Annotated in this window: 17 protein-coding genes; 11 read left to right on the forward strand and 6 right to left on the reverse strand. The window is 70.7% G+C overall.

Translation table 11 applies throughout. From position 1 onward, the window contains the following. Positions 1–15: 15 nt before the first annotated feature. On the reverse strand, positions 16–918 hold the full coding sequence (locus ACWD5O_RS09045) for a tryptophan 2,3-dioxygenase (protein WP_354963974.1): 903 nt from the start codon (positions 916–918) through the stop codon (positions 16–18). Between the two features lie 146 nt (positions 919–1,064). Here ACWD5O_RS09045 and ACWD5O_RS09050 point away from each other — a divergent pair, with 146 nt between their 5' ends. The 3 genes from ACWD5O_RS09050 (at position 1,065) to ACWD5O_RS09060 (ending at position 3,008) form a co-directional block, all read left to right on the forward strand. Beyond that, positions 1,065–1,529, forward strand: coding sequence for an Lrp/AsnC family transcriptional regulator (locus ACWD5O_RS09050; RefSeq protein ID WP_354963973.1), 465 nt, complete (start codon positions 1,065–1,067; stop codon positions 1,527–1,529). Between the two features lie 153 nt (positions 1,530–1,682). Next, positions 1,683–2,156: a hypothetical protein gene (locus tag ACWD5O_RS09055; protein WP_387326240.1), complete on the forward strand. Its 474-nt coding sequence runs from the start codon at positions 1,683–1,685 to the stop codon at positions 2,154–2,156. A 12-nt stretch (positions 2,157–2,168) separates the two neighbouring features. Continuing rightward, positions 2,169–3,008 (forward strand): class F sortase, encoded by an 840-nt coding sequence (locus ACWD5O_RS09060; protein WP_450084978.1) that lies wholly within the window; start codon positions 2,169–2,171, stop codon positions 3,006–3,008. A 185-nt stretch (positions 3,009–3,193) separates the two neighbouring features. Here the strand turns inward: ACWD5O_RS09060 and ACWD5O_RS09065 are convergent, their stop codons facing one another. Then, positions 3,194–3,730, reverse strand: a complete 537-nt coding sequence (locus tag ACWD5O_RS09065) for an HNH endonuclease (RefSeq protein ID WP_074313833.1) — start codon at positions 3,728–3,730, stop codon at positions 3,194–3,196. Between the two features lie 349 nt (positions 3,731–4,079). Between ACWD5O_RS09065 and ACWD5O_RS09070 the strand changes: the two genes are divergently transcribed. From ACWD5O_RS09070 to ACWD5O_RS09105, 8 genes are all read left to right on the forward strand, one after another. Beyond that, positions 4,080–4,439, forward strand: a complete 360-nt coding sequence (locus tag ACWD5O_RS09070; RefSeq protein ID WP_450085056.1) for an ArsR/SmtB family transcription factor — start codon at positions 4,080–4,082, stop codon at positions 4,437–4,439. After that, complete coding sequence (locus ACWD5O_RS09075) at positions 4,436–5,134, forward strand: cation diffusion facilitator family transporter (RefSeq protein ID WP_450084979.1); 699 nt, start codon at positions 4,436–4,438, stop codon at positions 5,132–5,134. The genes ACWD5O_RS09070 and ACWD5O_RS09075 overlap by 4 nt, the downstream gene beginning before the upstream one ends. 194 nt (positions 5,135–5,328) lie before the next feature. Continuing rightward, on the forward strand, positions 5,329–6,411 hold the full coding sequence (locus ACWD5O_RS09080) for a substrate-binding periplasmic protein (protein ID WP_450084980.1): 1,083 nt from the start codon (positions 5,329–5,331) through the stop codon (positions 6,409–6,411). Next, entirely contained in the window at positions 6,408–7,835 is a 1,428-nt protein-coding gene (locus tag ACWD5O_RS09085; protein ID WP_450084981.1) for a hypothetical protein, read from the forward strand. The genes ACWD5O_RS09080 and ACWD5O_RS09085 overlap by 4 nt, the downstream gene beginning before the upstream one ends. Beyond that, entirely contained in the window at positions 7,835–9,025 is a 1,191-nt protein-coding gene (locus ACWD5O_RS09090) for an MFS transporter (protein WP_450084982.1), read from the forward strand. The genes ACWD5O_RS09085 and ACWD5O_RS09090 overlap by 1 nt, the downstream gene beginning before the upstream one ends. Positions 9,026–9,089: 64 nt before the next feature. Then, positions 9,090–10,148, forward strand: a complete 1,059-nt coding sequence (locus ACWD5O_RS09095; protein WP_450084983.1) for a mechanosensitive ion channel family protein — start codon at positions 9,090–9,092, stop codon at positions 10,146–10,148. A 234-nt stretch (positions 10,149–10,382) separates the two neighbouring features. Further along, positions 10,383–11,762, forward strand: coding sequence for an MFS transporter (locus ACWD5O_RS09100; protein WP_354963967.1), 1,380 nt, complete (start codon positions 10,383–10,385; stop codon positions 11,760–11,762). A gap of 96 nt (positions 11,763–11,858) precedes the next feature. Continuing rightward, on the forward strand, positions 11,859–12,287 hold the full coding sequence (locus ACWD5O_RS09105; RefSeq protein WP_354963966.1) for a globin: 429 nt from the start codon (positions 11,859–11,861) through the stop codon (positions 12,285–12,287). A gap of 33 nt (positions 12,288–12,320) precedes the next feature. Here the strand turns inward: ACWD5O_RS09105 and ACWD5O_RS09110 are convergent, their stop codons facing one another. From ACWD5O_RS09110 to ettA, 4 genes are all read right to left on the reverse strand, one after another. Beyond that, positions 12,321–12,905 carry a type III secretion system chaperone family protein gene (locus ACWD5O_RS09110; RefSeq protein WP_354963965.1) on the reverse strand — a complete coding sequence of 195 codons (585 nt, stop codon included), beginning with the start codon at positions 12,903–12,905 and terminating at the stop codon, positions 12,321–12,323. A gap of 131 nt (positions 12,906–13,036) precedes the next feature. Then, on the reverse strand, positions 13,037–13,774 hold the full coding sequence (locus ACWD5O_RS09115; RefSeq protein ID WP_450084984.1) for a hypothetical protein: 738 nt from the start codon (positions 13,772–13,774) through the stop codon (positions 13,037–13,039). After that, positions 13,771–14,217, reverse strand: a complete 447-nt coding sequence (locus ACWD5O_RS09120; RefSeq protein WP_354963963.1) for an acyl-CoA thioesterase — start codon at positions 14,215–14,217, stop codon at positions 13,771–13,773. The genes ACWD5O_RS09115 and ACWD5O_RS09120 overlap by 4 nt, the downstream gene beginning before the upstream one ends. Before the next feature lie 12 nt (positions 14,218–14,229). After that, positions 14,230–15,906: an energy-dependent translational throttle protein EttA gene (gene ettA, locus ACWD5O_RS09125; RefSeq protein ID WP_354964023.1), complete on the reverse strand. Its 1,677-nt coding sequence runs from the start codon at positions 15,904–15,906 to the stop codon at positions 14,230–14,232. Positions 15,907–15,969: the final 63 nt, after the last annotated feature.

A 15,969-nucleotide genomic window follows, 5' to 3' on the forward strand; every position in this document is an offset into this window, starting at 1 on the left:
TGTCTCGCTCTCCGGTCACATCGCGGTGCGGGCCGACCACAGCTCCGGGAAGACCACCCGGGCCATGCTGCGCTGCAACCACGCCAGTCCGGCGGAGCCGCCGCTGCCGACCTTGGCGCCCATTGTCCGCTGCACCGCCTTGACGTGGTTCCACCGCCAGTCGCCGAACTCCTCGGCGACCCCGCTCAACGCCTCGCCGAGCAGCCGCAGGTGGTTGTCCGGGCCGGCGTCGGCGTAGATCCGCACCCAGGCCGCCTCGACCGACGGCTGCGGGTCGTGCTCGACCGCCACGTCCCGGTCGAGCAGGTCGGCGGGGAGGTCGAAGCCGTGCCGGGCGAGCAGCGCGAGCACGTCGTCCCAGAGGCTCGGGCTGGCCAGGGCGGCGCTGAGCTCGGCGTACACCTCGGTCTGCCGGCGGAACGGCCGGATCAGCGCCGGATCGCGCAGCCCGAGCAGGAACTCCAGCTGCCGGTACATCGCCGACTGGAAGCCGGAGCCCTCGCCGAGCAGGTTGCGGAACCGGTTGAAGTCGGCCGGCGTCATCCAGCGCAGACCCTGCCAGGCGGCATTCAGCCCCTCCAGGTGCAGCGTGGCGCGGCGCAGCGGGGCCAGCGCGTCCCAGACCCGGTCGGCGCGCAGCAGTCGCTGGGTCTCCCGCAGCTCGTGGCAGGTCAGCCCGAAGTACAGCTCCATGATCTGGCTGACCACCAGGAAGGACATCTCACCCGGGTCGGTGCTGAGCGGGTGCTGCAACTGGTGCAGGGCGCTCGCCTGCACGTACGCGTCGTACGGCACCAGCTCGGCGAACTCCAACGTCGGCTCGCCGCCGTTGCGCGCGGCGCGGGCGGCCCGCTGCCGCGGGGTCACCGGTCGCACCGTGGCGGCGCGGTTCGGCGCCCGCCGCTCCGTCTGATCCACCATTGGTCTCCCTCCCCCGGACTGCCGACGTCATGATCTCGCGGTCAGATCGGCCTGCGGAATGCCGGATCAACGGCTTCCGCCGCGTTCTCCTGGTGAAACAAAGGCAGCTAGGCGAATTGAGTTCACGAAAGTAAGGTCTGAGCGTGGACGACATGGACTGGGCGCTGCTGCGTGAGTTGCAGGCCGACGCGCGGCTCTCCTTCAGCGAGTTGTCCCGGCGGGTGCACCTGTCCCCACCTGCGGTCGCCGAACGGGTCCGCCGGCTGGAGGAGGCCGGGGTGATCACCGGCTACCACGCCCACGTCGACCTGACCCGGGCCGGTCGCACCGTGGTCGCCCTGATCCGGATGTCCTGCTACGGCGCGCGGTGCATCCTGCACGATCCCGCGGTCGCCGGCTGGCCGGAGATCCTGGAGATCCACCGGATCACCGGGGACGCGTGCAGCATGCTCAAGGTGGCGGCCGGTTCGATCGGCGAGTTCGAGGCGGTCATCGACCGACTCGCCCCGTACGGTCAGCCGTCGAGCACGATGGTCCTGTCCTCCCCGCTGGACTGGCAGCCGATCACCCCGCTCCCGTCCGCCGGCACCACCTCACGCCACCGCTGACCCCACCCGCACCCTGCCCTCCTGCGGGTTTGCCCCCTGGCCAGCGGGAAATCAGCGCGGTGCCCAGGGGAGGGTTCCGGCGGTCGTCGCCGGGAGGGGGAAATCATGCAGGGTCTTCGCACGATCAACCGCGCGCTCTCGGCCGCCCTGACACTGGTCGGGCTGGTCGGGGCATTCGTCCTGATGTCGGTCTCGCCGGCACGCGCCGGTGAGAACACCTTCATCGAGGTGACGCCGAACAGCGTCCAGGCCGGCAGCCGGGTCAATATCCGGGCGAGCTGCGACAACAACAACAATGAGCAGGCCAACGTGCACTCCGACGCGTTCGGGAACGTGATGCTCAGACCGGACAAGGGGTTCCTGACCGGCGAGGTGACCGTCCCGGGCGACAAACAGCCCGGTGACTACCCGGTCGACCTGCGCTGCCAGAACGGCCAGACGGCCTCGACCATGCTGACCGTGCTGAACATGGCCTCACCCAGCAAGGGGCCGGCGACCGGGGGCGGCGGCACGGCCGGCGGTCACGGCACCGGATCGCTGCTGGTACTCGGCGGGGTGGCGCTCGTGGCCACCGCGATCGTGCTCGGCATGGCCGGGAACCGGCGCCGGACCGGAGCCGGCTCCTGAGCCGGATCAACCATGAGCCGCAGAACCGCGCGTGCGCGGCCGGACCACGGTGCCCGCAGCCGGGCCGGGGCAACGCTCCGCGCCTCCGGCCGGCTGCTGGCCCGCGCCTCCGGCCGGCTGCGCCGGGTCGCGGGGCAGGCGGTGTCGGCCAGCGTAGCCACCACCGACCCGGCGACCCGCCCGCTGCCGCCACACCGTCCGGCCGGGTCGCCGCCGGCCCGGTGGCGGTTGGGCACCGGACCGGGAGTGCCGGTGCTGGCCGTCGCCGCGCTGATGGTGCTGATCGTGGCGATGCTCGGCGTCGAGCAGGTGACCGGGATCAGCATGCTGCCCGACCGGCTCAGCGCCGGTCTGCGGCCGCCGCCGAAGAAGTTTCCGGTACTGCCCGCCAGCCGCCCGACGGGTCTGGCCATCCGCACGCTGGACCTGCAGGCGCCGGTGCATGACGTGGGCATCGCCCCGGACGGCACCATCGCCGTGCCGGACGCGGCCCGCGCCCAGGAGGCCGGCTGGTACGACCAGGGCCCCGCACCCGGCCAGTACGGCCCGGCGGTGATCGTCGGGCACGTGGACACCACCAGCGGGCCGGCGGTCTTCCACCAGCTGCGGGAGTTGCGTTCCGGCGACCAGGTCGAGGTCACCCGCTCGGACGGCAGGATCGCCGTCTTCGAGGTCGACTCGGTGGAGCGGTTCGACAAGGGCCGGCTGCCGGTGGACGAGGTGTACGGCGACTTCAGCCGCCCGAGCCTCCGGCTGATCACCTGCGGCGGCCGCTGGGTCGGCGGCGAGACCGGCTACTCGGACAACGTGGTGGTGTTCGCCTCGTTGGTCAAGTCGCGTGAGGGTGGCTGAGGTTGGGGTTGTTGCGGGAGCCCGACCCGCTCCGGGCGGTCAGGCTTGATCCCTGCGCGGGTCGGGCTCCCGCAAACCCTCGCGCCGGCCATTGCCGCCTTGAGCCGCCGGGCTCAGGGGTGGCTTCAGCCCCGGTTGCGGCGTCGGGTCAGGCGGCGGTGTTTGGGTCAGCGGGCGGCTCTGGGTCAGGCTGCGGCTTCGGGCTCGCGCAGGTCGAGCCAGTCGGCCCAGCGCGGGTCGGGGGCGCGGTGCCCGAGCACCCGCCAGGCGGTGCCCTTTGGCGCGGCCGGCAGGGCGTGCAGCCGCCAACCCAGCTCGGCGGGGGTCTTGTCGCCCTTGGTGTGGTTGCACCGCGCGCACGCGGCGACCACGTTCTCCCAGGCGTGTCGACCGCCCCGGCTCCGCGGGAAGACGTGGTCGATGGTCTCCGCCGGGCCTCGGCAGTAGGCGCACCGCCACCCGTCCCGGGCGAAGATCGCCCGGCGGGAGAGCCCGACGTGGGTGCGGTACGGGACGCGGACGAAGCGGGTCAACCGGACGACCGATGGCACTGGGAGCGCGTCCCGCGCGCTGTGCAGGATGCCGTCACCGTCGGCGACGCAGACCGCCTTGGCGGAGAGAACGAGGATCGCGGCTCGACGCACCGACACGACACACAGCGGCTCGTAGGTGGCGTTGAGGACCAACGCGCCGGAGCCCACCGTGGGTCGTATGTCAGGCATCGCGCTCACCCTCCCGGTTCAGCGGCAGCTGGGCGCCGCCGCCGACCGGAGTGGGGCACGACGACCCACACGGTCGACGCCGGTCCGATCACCGACGTCCGTTGCGCCAATAGTCCCTGATCGGACCCCGGATTGCACGTACTAATCCCTCTTGGGGTATGAGGATCATCCGCATCCGGGCGGATCGCCGTCCCGGCCTGGGAGAACTCTGCCGTTGCCTGACACTCGTTGCCAGCCCTTGTCGGTCTCACTTGTGCCGGATCTGTGCCCGATGATCTTCGATCCCACCCCTTCCTGGAATCGCACCGGCATCTTCCTGTTCATCGCTCAATCTGGCTATCATCGCGCTATGGCGATTGATTGCACTCCTGGCCTGGCTCCGGCCGTGGCGCTGTTCCGGTCTCTCGGGGATCCGGCCCGGCTTGCGATTCTGCGCCGAATCGCGTCCAGCGAGGCTCGGGTGGTCGACCTGACTGGCGAGCTGGGGTTGGCGCAGTCGACGGTGTCAAAGCACTTGGCGTGTCTGCGTGACTGTGGCCTGATCGACTACCGGGTGGAGGGTCGCCAGTCGTTCTACGCCCTCACCCGGCCTGAGCTGCTGGATCTGCTGCGCTCGGCGGAACAGGTCCTCGCTGCCACCGGCGAGGCCGTAGCTCTGTGCCCGGTCTACGGGACTCCGGCCGACTCCACCTTGGGAGTGAGCGCGTGAGTGCGTCGCTGCTGACTCCGGAGCGTCGGGCGGTGCTGTCCCGACGCAGCCTTTGGCTGGCCTATGCGACCGCCGGTTACAACCTGCTTGAGGGCCTCGTCGCGATCGCCGCTGGCGCGGCGGCCTCCTCCACAGCCCTGATCGGCTTCGGCCTGGACTCCTTCGTCGAGGTGTCCAGCGCAGCAGTCGTGATCTGGCAGTTCCGCTCTCGGGTGCCCGAGGACAGGGAACGACTGGCGCTGCGGCTCATCGGCGCATCGTTCTTCGCCCTGGCAGCCTGGGTCACCTTCGACGCCGTCCGCTCATTGCTGTCCGGGGGAGACGCTGACGCCAGCCGGGTCGGCATCGGCCTTGCCGTCGCGTCGCTGCTCGTGATGCCGTTGCTCGTTCGGGCCAAACGTCGCACCGGCAGGGAACTCGGCTCGGCAACAGTCATGGCCGACTCGACACAGACGATGCTGTGCACCTATCTGTCTGCGGTGCTGCTCATCGGCCTGGTCCTCAACGCCGCTTGGGGTTGGTCATGGGCCGACCCGATCGCGGCACTCGTGATCGCCGGGGTGGCAATTAAGGAAGGAATCGAGGCATGGCGGGGTGAGCACTGCGACGAATGCACACCCCTGCCTGTCGTCGATACCGCTACCGACCAAGCCTCAGGCTGCGGCAATGGCTGCTGCGCCGACCGCACGGTGTAGCCCTCTCTTCTGGTAAGCGGATCACCCGCACCGGGGCCGATTCGTACCCTTCTGGGGTCTGTGGTGTCCATGGCGCTCGGTGGCGGCGCCGAGGGCGTGGCATGTCCAAGGTCCACTCGGGGCTCGTCGCGGTGTGGACCACGCTCCGGTCGGCGGTGCTCGGGTATGGATCGGCCCGGATAAGATCGCCGGTCGTGACCCCGAACTCGCGCCGACTGTCCGCCCTACTGCGGCCGCTTCGGAGCTGGGCGCCGGCGCTGGTCCTGTTGGGGGCGGTGGTCGCGGCCGCGGGGGTCGTGGCCGTCGGACTGCGCGGTTCCCCCGCAGCACCGTCCCGGGCCGTACTGGTCTCCAGCGGTGCGTGGGCACCGTTCGTGGGTCCCGATCTGCCCGGCGGCGGCCCGGTCACGGAGCTGGTCGTCGAATTGCTCAGCCGGTCCGGATACTCCCCCGAGGTCAGGTACACGTCCTGGCCCCTGGCCGAGGAGACGGTTTCCTCCGGAGCCTCCATCGGGGCGTTTCCGCTGGTGGCCAGCGAGTCACGGCGTACCAAGTTCCTCCTCTCCGACCCACTGATCGACTTCGAGTACGTGCTGTTCTACAACCGCCGCAACGGCGAGCCGAAGGTCTCGTCCGCCGGCGACCTCGGTGCGTTACGAGTGGGCGGCATCGCCGGGTACGACTACTGGGACGAACTGGAGTCGGCGGTTCCCGAATTCGTGGAGTTCGAATCGGCCCTGGAGGGTTTCCAGGCGCTCGCCGACGGCCGGATCGACCTGCTCGCCGAGGGGCTGCTCCCCGGTCAGGCGGTGCTTGCCGACCCGTCCTTCGCCGGTGACGCCGGGGACTTCGGTCACCTCCAGGGCGACAACCGGCTGGTGCATTCGGTGCAGGGCCTGCACTTCATGATGGCGGACACCAACGAAACCGCCTCGGTGATGGCGAAGCTCAACGGAGTGCTCACGAAGATGCGTCAGAGCCAGGAGTACGAGGACATCATCGCCGGGCTCGAACCGTCCGCGTTCGACGAGGTGACCCTGACTCCGGTCGCTCCGTCAGGTCTGGTGGAACTCCTCGACCAGGAAGGCAAGCCGGTTCTGCTCGCTCCGAAGGGCACCAGGGCGCGAGTGCTGGCCTGGCCCGAGGCGTTCGTCGGAACCGGCGGCCCGCCGTCGGCAAAGGTCCTCGTCAAGGTGAAGGTCACCAACGGTCCCGCGCAGGGCCGGGTGCTGCACGTCGATGCCCGTGCCCTGCTGCTCGATCCGGGGACGGAATGATCCAGCTACGGATCCTGGCCCCGGTCGCGGTGGACTACTACGCCGTGCCTGGTGCGTCTCTGCGCGATCCTCATGGGTACGCGCGGTTCTGGGCCGACCAGCAGCGGGCGGTGGACGAGCTGCTGGCGGGGCTGGCGCCGGGCCCGGTGGCTGATGTGCCCCGGCGTCCCCCGTCCGTCGTGCTGGAACACACCCGGGCCACACGTTCGTTGAACCTCTACCGCACCATCGACGACCATGCGATCGAGCGGACGACGCACGTCCTCACCGGCACGCTGCACCCTGAGCACCTGCCGGGAGTGTTCGGCGGCGTCACCACCGCTCCGCATGTCGGGGTCGTCGAGATCAGCTTCCGGCTGTACGACCACGGCCTGATGTTGCTGGAGATGCTGGCCGACGTTGATCCGCGGCCCGCCGAGCACACCGAGGGCCCGGCGAGCCGCCTCGACGAACTCCAGGCCCGAGCGGTGGCGATGGGTGAGCGGGCAGCGCGGGAGATCGTCGCGCGGTACCTGGATCCGCTGCTGCGCCTGCTGCGTGCGGCCGACCGGGACAACCGGATCCTGGTCGCGGCGACCCCCGAGGGCGACCCGTTGACGGCGGAGTTCGGCGAGCCGCTCTGGGTCACCCGCAGCCTCGTACTCGACCCGGCCGAACCGGGAGCCGACGCGGTGACCCGGCACTGGATCAAAGACGTGGTGATCGCCGACGACGTCCGCGACCCGGCGGACCGGCTGCTCGACGGCGACCTGGAGCACCTGGTCCGCTGGCTGAACTACATCTTCCTGGACCGCACCGGGGTCGGCGGCCGGATGCTGCCCGGTGACCCGTTCCGCGACCAGTGGGACGCCCTGCGCTACGCGCAGGTGTTCTACGGCGCGCTGGATCGGATCGACGCCCGGCTGTCGAAGATCCTCGCGGATTCGGCGGCGGCCGATTCCCGCTGGGAACTGGAGCAGCTGAAGGGGAACCTGTTGGGGCTGAGTCAGCGCGCGGAGCTGATCATCATGGAGCGCCAGGACCTGTCGAAGTACCTCAAGCGCGCGGTACGGGCGGAGATGGACGCCATCCTCAGGTTCTGGGACTACGAGAGCTTGCTGGCACAGCCGGTCCGGTTCAAGATCGAGGTCTGCGACCGCCGCCTGGCCGAACTCGCCACACGGCGCACGGCCCGTTCGGCGATGTTCACCGACCTCATCCTGCTGGGCATCGGCGTGACGTCGATCCTGGGTACGGCGCTCGCGGTGACCGAGTTCGGGCGATCGATGACCAACGACCCGGGCATGGCCGTCTACGACCTGGGACGCTCGTCGATCATGGCTTGGATCGCCGGGCAGCCCGCGGACGCCGTCCTGATCACGTCCGGCATGGTGTCGCTGCTGTTGGTGATCATGTATCTGTTCTTCCGTCGCGACCGGACCTGATGCGAACAGCCCTGCGCAGCCGCCCGATCCGGACGCTGGCGATCACCCAGTTCCTGCTCGAAGTGCAGTTCTGGTTTCCGATCTGGCTGATCTACCTGCTCGATCTGGGCTTCCCTCTGACAACGGCGGTACTCGCCGACGGAGCGTTCCGGATCGTCTCGGTGATCTGCGAGTTCCCGGTGGGGCTGGTCGCCGATCGGATCGGGCGGCGGGCCACCTATCTGGCGCTGGCCGGTGCGACGGTGCTGACCTTCGCCGTCATCACGCAGATCCGGTCCGTGCAGGTGCTGTTCGGAGCGTGGGTGCTCTGGGGTGTGCTGTGGGCGTTGTCGTCCGGCGCCGCCAGCACCTACCTGTACGAGCTGTGCGCCCAGGACGCTCTCGACATCGACCCGGCCAGGGCGATCGGGCTGGTACGGGCGGTCGGCAACGTGTCCGTCCTCGTCTCGCTGCTGGCCGCGGGCTACCTGTACGACGTGGACCACCGGCTCCCGTTCGCCGTCACCGCCGTACTGGCCGCGGTCGCGTTCCTGCTCGCGTTCACGCTGCCGGAGATCGCCGGCTCACGGGTGGTCGCCACGGTCTCCTCGGTGCTGGCGGACATCCGGGGCGCGGCAGCCGACCCCCGCGTACGTCGGGCCGTGCGGCTGGGCGCGCTGCTGCTGCTGTTCGGCTGGAGCGCCCGCATCCTCTTCCAGCCGCTCGCGCTGCATCTGGGCCTGTCCGCGCAGGTCACCGGATGGATGTACGGGGTGTTCGCGGCCGCCTCGGCGCTCGGTGGGCTGGTCGCCGGATACGTCCGCCCGGCGCATCGCGCGGGTGCGCTGAGCGCCGCGTTCCTCCTCATCCTCGCCGCGCTGGTGGCGACCAACCAGATGGACCGGCTCGGCCCGTTCCTCTTCCTGCCGATGATGGGATTCGGATACACCCTCGGCCTGACGGTGCTGGAGGTCTTCACCAACGAGGTCACCCCGCGAGCGGTACGCGCCACGATCTTCGGGGTGATCGCCTGTGTCGGTGGTGTCGGCATCGCCGTGGCCCGCCCCGGTCTCGGGATGCTGGCGGAACGGCACTCCACGACCTTCGCGTTCGGGATCTGGGCCGGCGTGGGCGTGCTGCTGATCGGCCTGGCGGTGCCGGGAATCCGCCGGATCCGGGTGGCCGCCGCCCACCCGACACCCGACCGCTGAGCGAGCAGGTCTTCCCCTCGGCAGATCACCCGGCCGGTGGGTCGCCGATGGTCGCGCCGACCCGTTGCGGTACGAAGACAGGGTGAGTGCCGCCAGCGTGACGCCCCTTGCCCTGTCCACCGCCCCGTCGGTGAGCTGTCAGGGCAGTTCCTCCTGCGAGTTCCTGTACCGAATGACCCACTCGGCGTGGTTCGCCGAGGGCAGCTACTGGATCCTGCTCAAGCCGCTCCGGGTGCTGCTGATCGTGGCGCTGGCGATGGTCGCCCGCTGGGCGCTGCACCGGACGATCAACCGGTTGGTTCGGACCACCACCGACGGCGCGGTGCCGACGATGCTGCGGCCGCTGCGCGAACGGGTGCCCACCGCCGCGGTCAACCCGACCGAGTTCGTGCCGGAGCGGCGTCGGCAGCGGGCCGAGGCGATCGGCTCGGTGCTGCGCAGCCTGACCACCGCGTTCGTCTTCGGCATCGCGCTGCTGATGATCCTGCGCGAGTTCAGCTTTGACCTGGCTCCGCTGCTGGCCAGCGCCGGGATCGCCGGCGTCGCGCTGGGCTTCGGCGCGCAGAGCCTGGTCAAGGATCTGATCGCCGGGTTGTTCATGCTGATCGAAGACCAGTACGGCGTGGGTGACACCGTCGACCTGGGCGAGGCGACCGGTGTGGTCGAGTCGGTCGGGCTGCGGGTCACCACGGTGCGCGACGGTCGCGGCGTGCTCTGGTACATCCGCAACGGCGAGATCGTCCGGGTGGGCAACAAGAGCCAGGGGTGGGCCCTGGTGGTGGTGGACCTCCCGATCGGTTTCAGCGGCACCGAGGAGGCGACCGCCGTGTTGCGGACCGCGGCCGCCTCGGTGGCGGTGGACCCGGAGCTGTCGCCGGAGATCGTGGAGGCGCCGGAGGTGCTGGGCGTCGAACAGATGACGGTGGACGGCGCGGTGATCCGGACGGTGGTGAAGACGACCGCCGACGGGCAGTTCGCGGTGGGCCGGGAGCTGCGCCAGCGGCTGGCGGAGGCGCTGGAGAACTCGGGGATCACCGCACAAATCGCCTCCTCGCGCATTTATCCCGGTCTACCGAACCGGCCGTTGGCCGACGGCGAGACTGGTCAGGGCGGTGCGACCTGACCCGGCGGGCACTGTCCGCGAATCCAGGGGTCGCGGGCCACCCGGCCCCTCAGGTATCGTCCGTTCGTTCAGTCGGGGATGCGACGAACGATCCGTTCGCGCTAGCTAGTTGTCAGACGATCGGGCAGAATCCGGAGCACGCGTTCCCGCCGGAGCGTGATCACATCCTCGCTGATCCGTAGATCTGACGAGTGTTCCCGGCCGGGCTGCCACGAGCGGTCTCTCCGGGGGCCGATGGAGGCGACGGTGCCCGACGAGCGACCTTCCGTGGAAGGCCCGGCCACTTTCCGCGAGGTGTTCGACCAACGCGAGTTCCGGGCCGTCTTCACGGCCGGCGCCCTCTCCTGGGTGGGTGACTACGTCGCCAAGGCCGCCGTCACCCTGCTCGTCTACCAGCAGACCAAATCCGTCGCGCTCTCCGCCGCCGCCTTCGCGGTCAGCTACCTGCCCTGGCTGCTCGGTGGGCCTCTGCTCGCCGCGCTGGCCGAGCGGCACCCGTACCGGCGGGTGATGGTGGCGTGTGACGTGATCCGGATGGCGCTGATGCTGCTCATCGCCATCCCGAACCTGCCCGTCCCGGCCGTGCTGCTGCTGATCTTCGCCGCCACGCTGGCCAACCCGCCCAGCCAGGCGGCGAAGTCCGCCCTGATACCGCAGATCCTCGCCGGGGACCGGCTGGTCGTCGGGTTGTCGCTGAACAGCAGCATCGGGCAGGCCGCCCAGGTCGTCGGCTACCTCGTCGGCGCCGCCGTCGCCGCGATCGACCCGGCCCTCGCGCTGCTGATCAACGCGGTGACCTTCGCCGTCTCGGCGCTGATCGTCCGGCTGGGCGTCCGCGACCGGGCCCCACTGATGACCACCGCGCACCGCAGCCACCTGCTCCGCGAGACCGCCCAGGGGTTCCAGATCGTGTTCGGCACACCGGTGCTGCGGGCCATCGCGGTGCTGGTCTTCAGCGCGATGCTCTTCTCGATCGTTCCGGAGGGGCTGGCCGCGGCCTGGGCCAACCAGGACACCGGCGGCGACCTGGACGCGGGCGTGGCGCAGGCGGTGATCATGGTGGCCAACCCGGTCGGTTTCATCCTCGGCGGGCTGCTGGTGAGCCGACTGTTCGGCCCGGCCCGGCGGCTGGCCCTGATGCGGCCGCTGGCCGTGTTCGCCCCACTGGTCCTCGTGCCGGCGCTGTTCGACCCACCGCCGCTGGTGGTGGCTCTGCTCGCGGCCCTCTGCGGGTTCGCGGTCGCCGGCATGCTGCCGATGGCGAACGGGCTGTTCGTCCAGGCGCTGCCCGCCATCTTCCGGGCCCGCGCATTCGGCGTCATGGCCACCGGCGTGCAGGTCATCCAGGGTGTGGCGGTGCTGGTCACCGGGCTGCTCGCCGACCGGTTCGACATTCCGCTGGTGGTCGGTGTGTGGAGCGCCGCCGGGGTGCTGCTGATGATGGTGGCCGCGCTGCGGTGGCCGGACAAGCAGACCGTGGACGGGACGATCGCGGCGGCGACCGCGGCCAACGCCGAGTCACATGGCCCGGACAGCCCGAGCGCCGGCGGCACGGGGGCGGCGGCCCCCGAGCCGCGGACCGGCGACGGCCGCCGCCGGCACGCGGTCACCTGAGCCGGTCCCTGCCGGCGCCGACGGGAGCGGGCGGCGTGACCCGACGCACGGCGTCCGGGTCGGACTGGCGCGGGCCACACCTGGCAGGATGGAACGGTGAACCCCGCAGGCGAATCCGACCGACCCGGTGCATCGACAACCCTCTTCGAGGCGGTCGGCGGCGAGCCGACCTTCCGCAAGCTGGTGGCCGAGTTCTACGCCGGCGTCGCCACCGATCCCCTGCTCCGGCCCATGTACCCGGAGGAGGACCTGGGCCCGGCGGCGGACCGGATGACCCTGTTCCTGATGCAGTACTGGGGCGGCCCGAACACGTACTCCGCCCAGCGGGGGCACCCGCGGCTGCGGATGCGGCACGCGCCGTTCCGCATCGGCCTGGCCGAGCGGGACGCCTGGCTGCGGCACATGCGCCGCGCCGTGGACCGGCTCGACCTGGAGCCGGAGATCGCCGGCGCGCTCTGGGACTACCTGGAGCGGGCCGCGCACTTCATGGTCAACGCCGTGGACGAAGCGGCCGACGGCGCCTGACGGGCCCGTCACGGCGCCCGCCCGGCGGCAGCCTCAGAGCAGCGCGCCCTCGTCGTGCAGCCAGTCCACGAAGCTGGTGGCCACCGCGGCGCCGCAGTCGAGCATCTCGACCAGCAGCGCGTCGTGGGTGCCGGCAGCGAGCGGCACCTGCAGCTCGGCGTAGATCGGCAGCTGCCCGCGCTCGGTCGGGTCACCGATGTACGCCTTGCAGAACCGACGGGTGTGGTTCCACTCGTTGACCACCCGGTAGGCCCGGTCGGCCCAGTCCGGCGGCACCGTGGCGTGCGGACGGGCCCGCATCACCAGAATCTCGTCCTCCGGCCCCTCGAGGGTGACCAGCACGGCGTGCCGCTCCCACATGGCCAGCAGGTTGCCGTCACCGTCGGCCAGATATCGCACGTCGAGCAGATCGAGTGCGTCACACACGCGACGCAGGCTCACCGCCTCGACGGTGGCCGGCATCTCGGTCAGCACGGGCCGCTCGTTTCCCGGACAGTCGTCCCCCGGCTGCCGAGGGCTGGGCGGCCCGACCCGGACCGCGCTCTCGACTGTGATCCCCCTTCGGGCTTCCGGATCGCCGCCCTCAGCGGGACCCGGGCGCCATGACCACCACGGCATCGCTCGCGCACCTCACTCCCCAGCGGATCCAGCCGCCTACGGTGCGTTGGATCCGAGGATGGACGGTACCCGGACAGCCGAGTTGAAGCACCCCCCCAACGACCGCCCCAGCCCAGAAGAATGACCAGGGGTCATCCGTTCGGACGAGTCGCCAGGGGTGTGACGGCGAGATCCGTGGCCTTCTGCAACCAGGCCGCTCCGTATGGTCCCACCAGGCCGACCCAACGGCCGGCCACCCGCACCTGGACGGCGGCACCCGCGGGGGCGCCCGCCGGGCGGTCAGCCGTGCCCAGGAAGCCCATCCGCGTCAGCCCCTGCACCAGTCGCTGCGGCACCTCCACCGGCGGACCGGGCGGGTCGTCCGGAGTGACCAGCACGGCCACGTGGTCGAGCAGCGCGTCACGCAGCGCGCGTTGGCCCACCGCGCGACCGGCCACGCCGTGCTCACTCGCGGCGCGCAGGGTGCCGGCCGCCGCGCCCGCGATCCGCCACAGCTCGGCGGCGGGCAGCGCCTCCACCGGTTGGCTGCGGGCCGGCGGCAACGGCCACCGCCACTGCGCGTCCCGGCGGGCCGGCAGGGCCGCGCCCCCACGCTCCAGCTCCGCCAGCAGCTCCGGAGCCGCCACGGTGACGTCCGTGGACGCGCCGTCGGCCGGGCCGCCGTCCACCGTCCGGACCACCAGCACCTGCCACGGCAGCCGGGCCCAAAGGGCGACCCGGGCGGCGGCACCGGCCGGCCGCAGCCGGACCGGCGCCACCGGATCCAGCCGGACCAGCCGGGCCAGGAAGGCACCCGCGTCGGCCACCCCGGTGAGGCCGTGCCCGGGCGGCGCCGCCCGGTCCGGCCCAGCCGTGTCCGGCCGGGTCACGCAGCGCCGCCCTGCGGGGCGTAGGTGAGCAGGAACTCGCGCTCCTCGGCGCTGATCCGCCGGGGCACCTGGCGGGTCAGGTCGAACGGCACCAGCACCGAGCGGGCCCGGCTGGCCAGCACCTCGCCGTCGTACAGCTCGTAGGCGACGGTGAACCGGGAGGCCCGGATCTCCTCCACCCACAGCTCGATCCGGACGGTGGGTGCGGCCTCCGCGGTGGCCCGACCCAGCGCGTAGTCGACCGGGCGCAGGTAGTCGACCTCGTGCCGGCGGATCACCACCCCGTCGGCGAACGAGCCGACCCCCCAGGCCCGGCCGCCGGCGAACATCAACGCCACCCGCGCCTCCTCGTACAGGGTGAGGAAGCGCGAGTTGTTGACGTGGCCGTACGCGTCCAGGTCGGACCAGCGCAGTGTGCAGTGGTAGACGAACCGGTCAGACACCTTGTCGGCCGATCAGTCGCGGGTCAGCTTGCGGTAGGTCACCCGGTGCGGCCGGGCGGCCTCCGCGCCGAGGCGGTCGATCTTGTTCTTCTCGTACGCCTCGAAGTTGCCCTCGAACCAGAACCACTTCGCCGGGTTCTGGTCGTCGCCCTCCCAGGCCAGGATGTGCGTGGCGACCCGGTCCAGGAACATCCGGTCGTGGGAGATGACCACGGCGCAGCCGGGGAACTCCAGCAGCGCGTTCTCCAGGCTGGAGAGCGTCTCCACGTCCAGGTCGTTCGTCGGCTCGTCGAGCAGGATGACGTTGCCGCCGATCTTGAGCGTCAGCGCCAGGTTGAGCCGGTTACGCTCGCCACCGGAGAGCACCTTGGTCGGCTTCTGCTGGTCCGGTCCCTTGAAGCCGAACGCGGCGATGTACGCCCGCGACGGCATCTCGACCTTGCCGACCATCAGGTAGTCCAGCCCGTCGGAGACGACCTCCCAGACGGTCTTGTCGCCGTCGAGGCCCTGCCGGTTCTGGTCGACGTACGACAGCGAGACGGTGGGACCGACCCGGACGTCGCCGCCGGTCGGCTCCTCCAACCCGACGATGGTCTTGAACAGCGTGGTCTTGCCGACACCGTTCGGGCCGATGATGCCGACGATGCCGTTGCGGGGCAGCGAGAACGACAGGTTGTCGATCAGCAGCCGATCGCCGAAGCCCTTGCTGAGACTCTGCGCCTCGATGACCGTGCTGCCCAGGCGCGGGCCCGGCGGGATCTGGATCTCCTCGAAGTCCAGCTTCCGGGTCTTCTCCGCCTCGGTGGCCATCTCGTCGTACCGGTCCAGGCGTGCCTTGGATTTGGTCTGCCGGGCCTTGGCGTTGGAGCGGACCCACTCCAGCTCCTCGGTGAGGCGCTTCTTCATCTTGGCGTCGCGGCGACCCTCGACGGCCAGCCGGGCGGCCTTCTTCTCCAGGTACGTGGAGTAGTTGCCCTCGTACGGGTAGGTGCGGCCGCGGTCCAGCTCCAGGATCCAGTTGGCCACGTTGTCGAGGAAGTACCGGTCGTGCGTGATCGCCATGACGGTGCCGGCGTACTTGGCCAGGTGCTGCTCCAGCCAGGAGACGCTCTCCGCGTCCAGGTGGTTCGTGGGCTCGTCGAGCAGCAGCAGGTCGGGCGCCTCCAGCAGCAGCTTGCAGAGCGCGACGCGGCGGCGCTCACCACCGGAGAGCTGGGTCACGTCGGCGTCCGGCGGCGGGCAGCGCAGGGCGTCCATGGCCAGTTCGAGCTTGGAGTCGACGTCCCAGGCGTCGAGGTGGTCCAGCTCCTCCTGGAGCTTGCCCATCTTCTCCATCAGCTCGTCGGAGTAGTCGGTCGCCATCTGCTCGGCGATCTTGTTGAACCGCTCCAGCTTGGCCTTGGTCTCGGCGACCGCCTCCTCGACGTTGCCGAGCACGGTCTTGGCGTCGTTGAGCGGAGGCTCCTGGGCGAGCATTCCGACGGTGTAGCCGGGCATCAGCCGGGCCTCGCCGTTGCTCGGCTTGTCCAACCCTGCCATGATCTTGAGGAGGCTGGACTTACCGGCGCCGTTCGGGCCGAGCACACCGATCTTGGCCCCCGGCAGGAAGCTCAACGTCACGTTGTCGAGCACGACCTTGTCGCCGTGCGCCTTGCGCGCCTTTTCCAGGACGTAGATGTACTGGGCCACGGTGCGGGCTACCTCCGTCGGTTGCTGTCGCATGATCGGCGGCGCGGCGCGGGCTGCGACCTC

It is taken from the genome of Micromonospora sp. NPDC005161 (assembly GCF_053599855.1).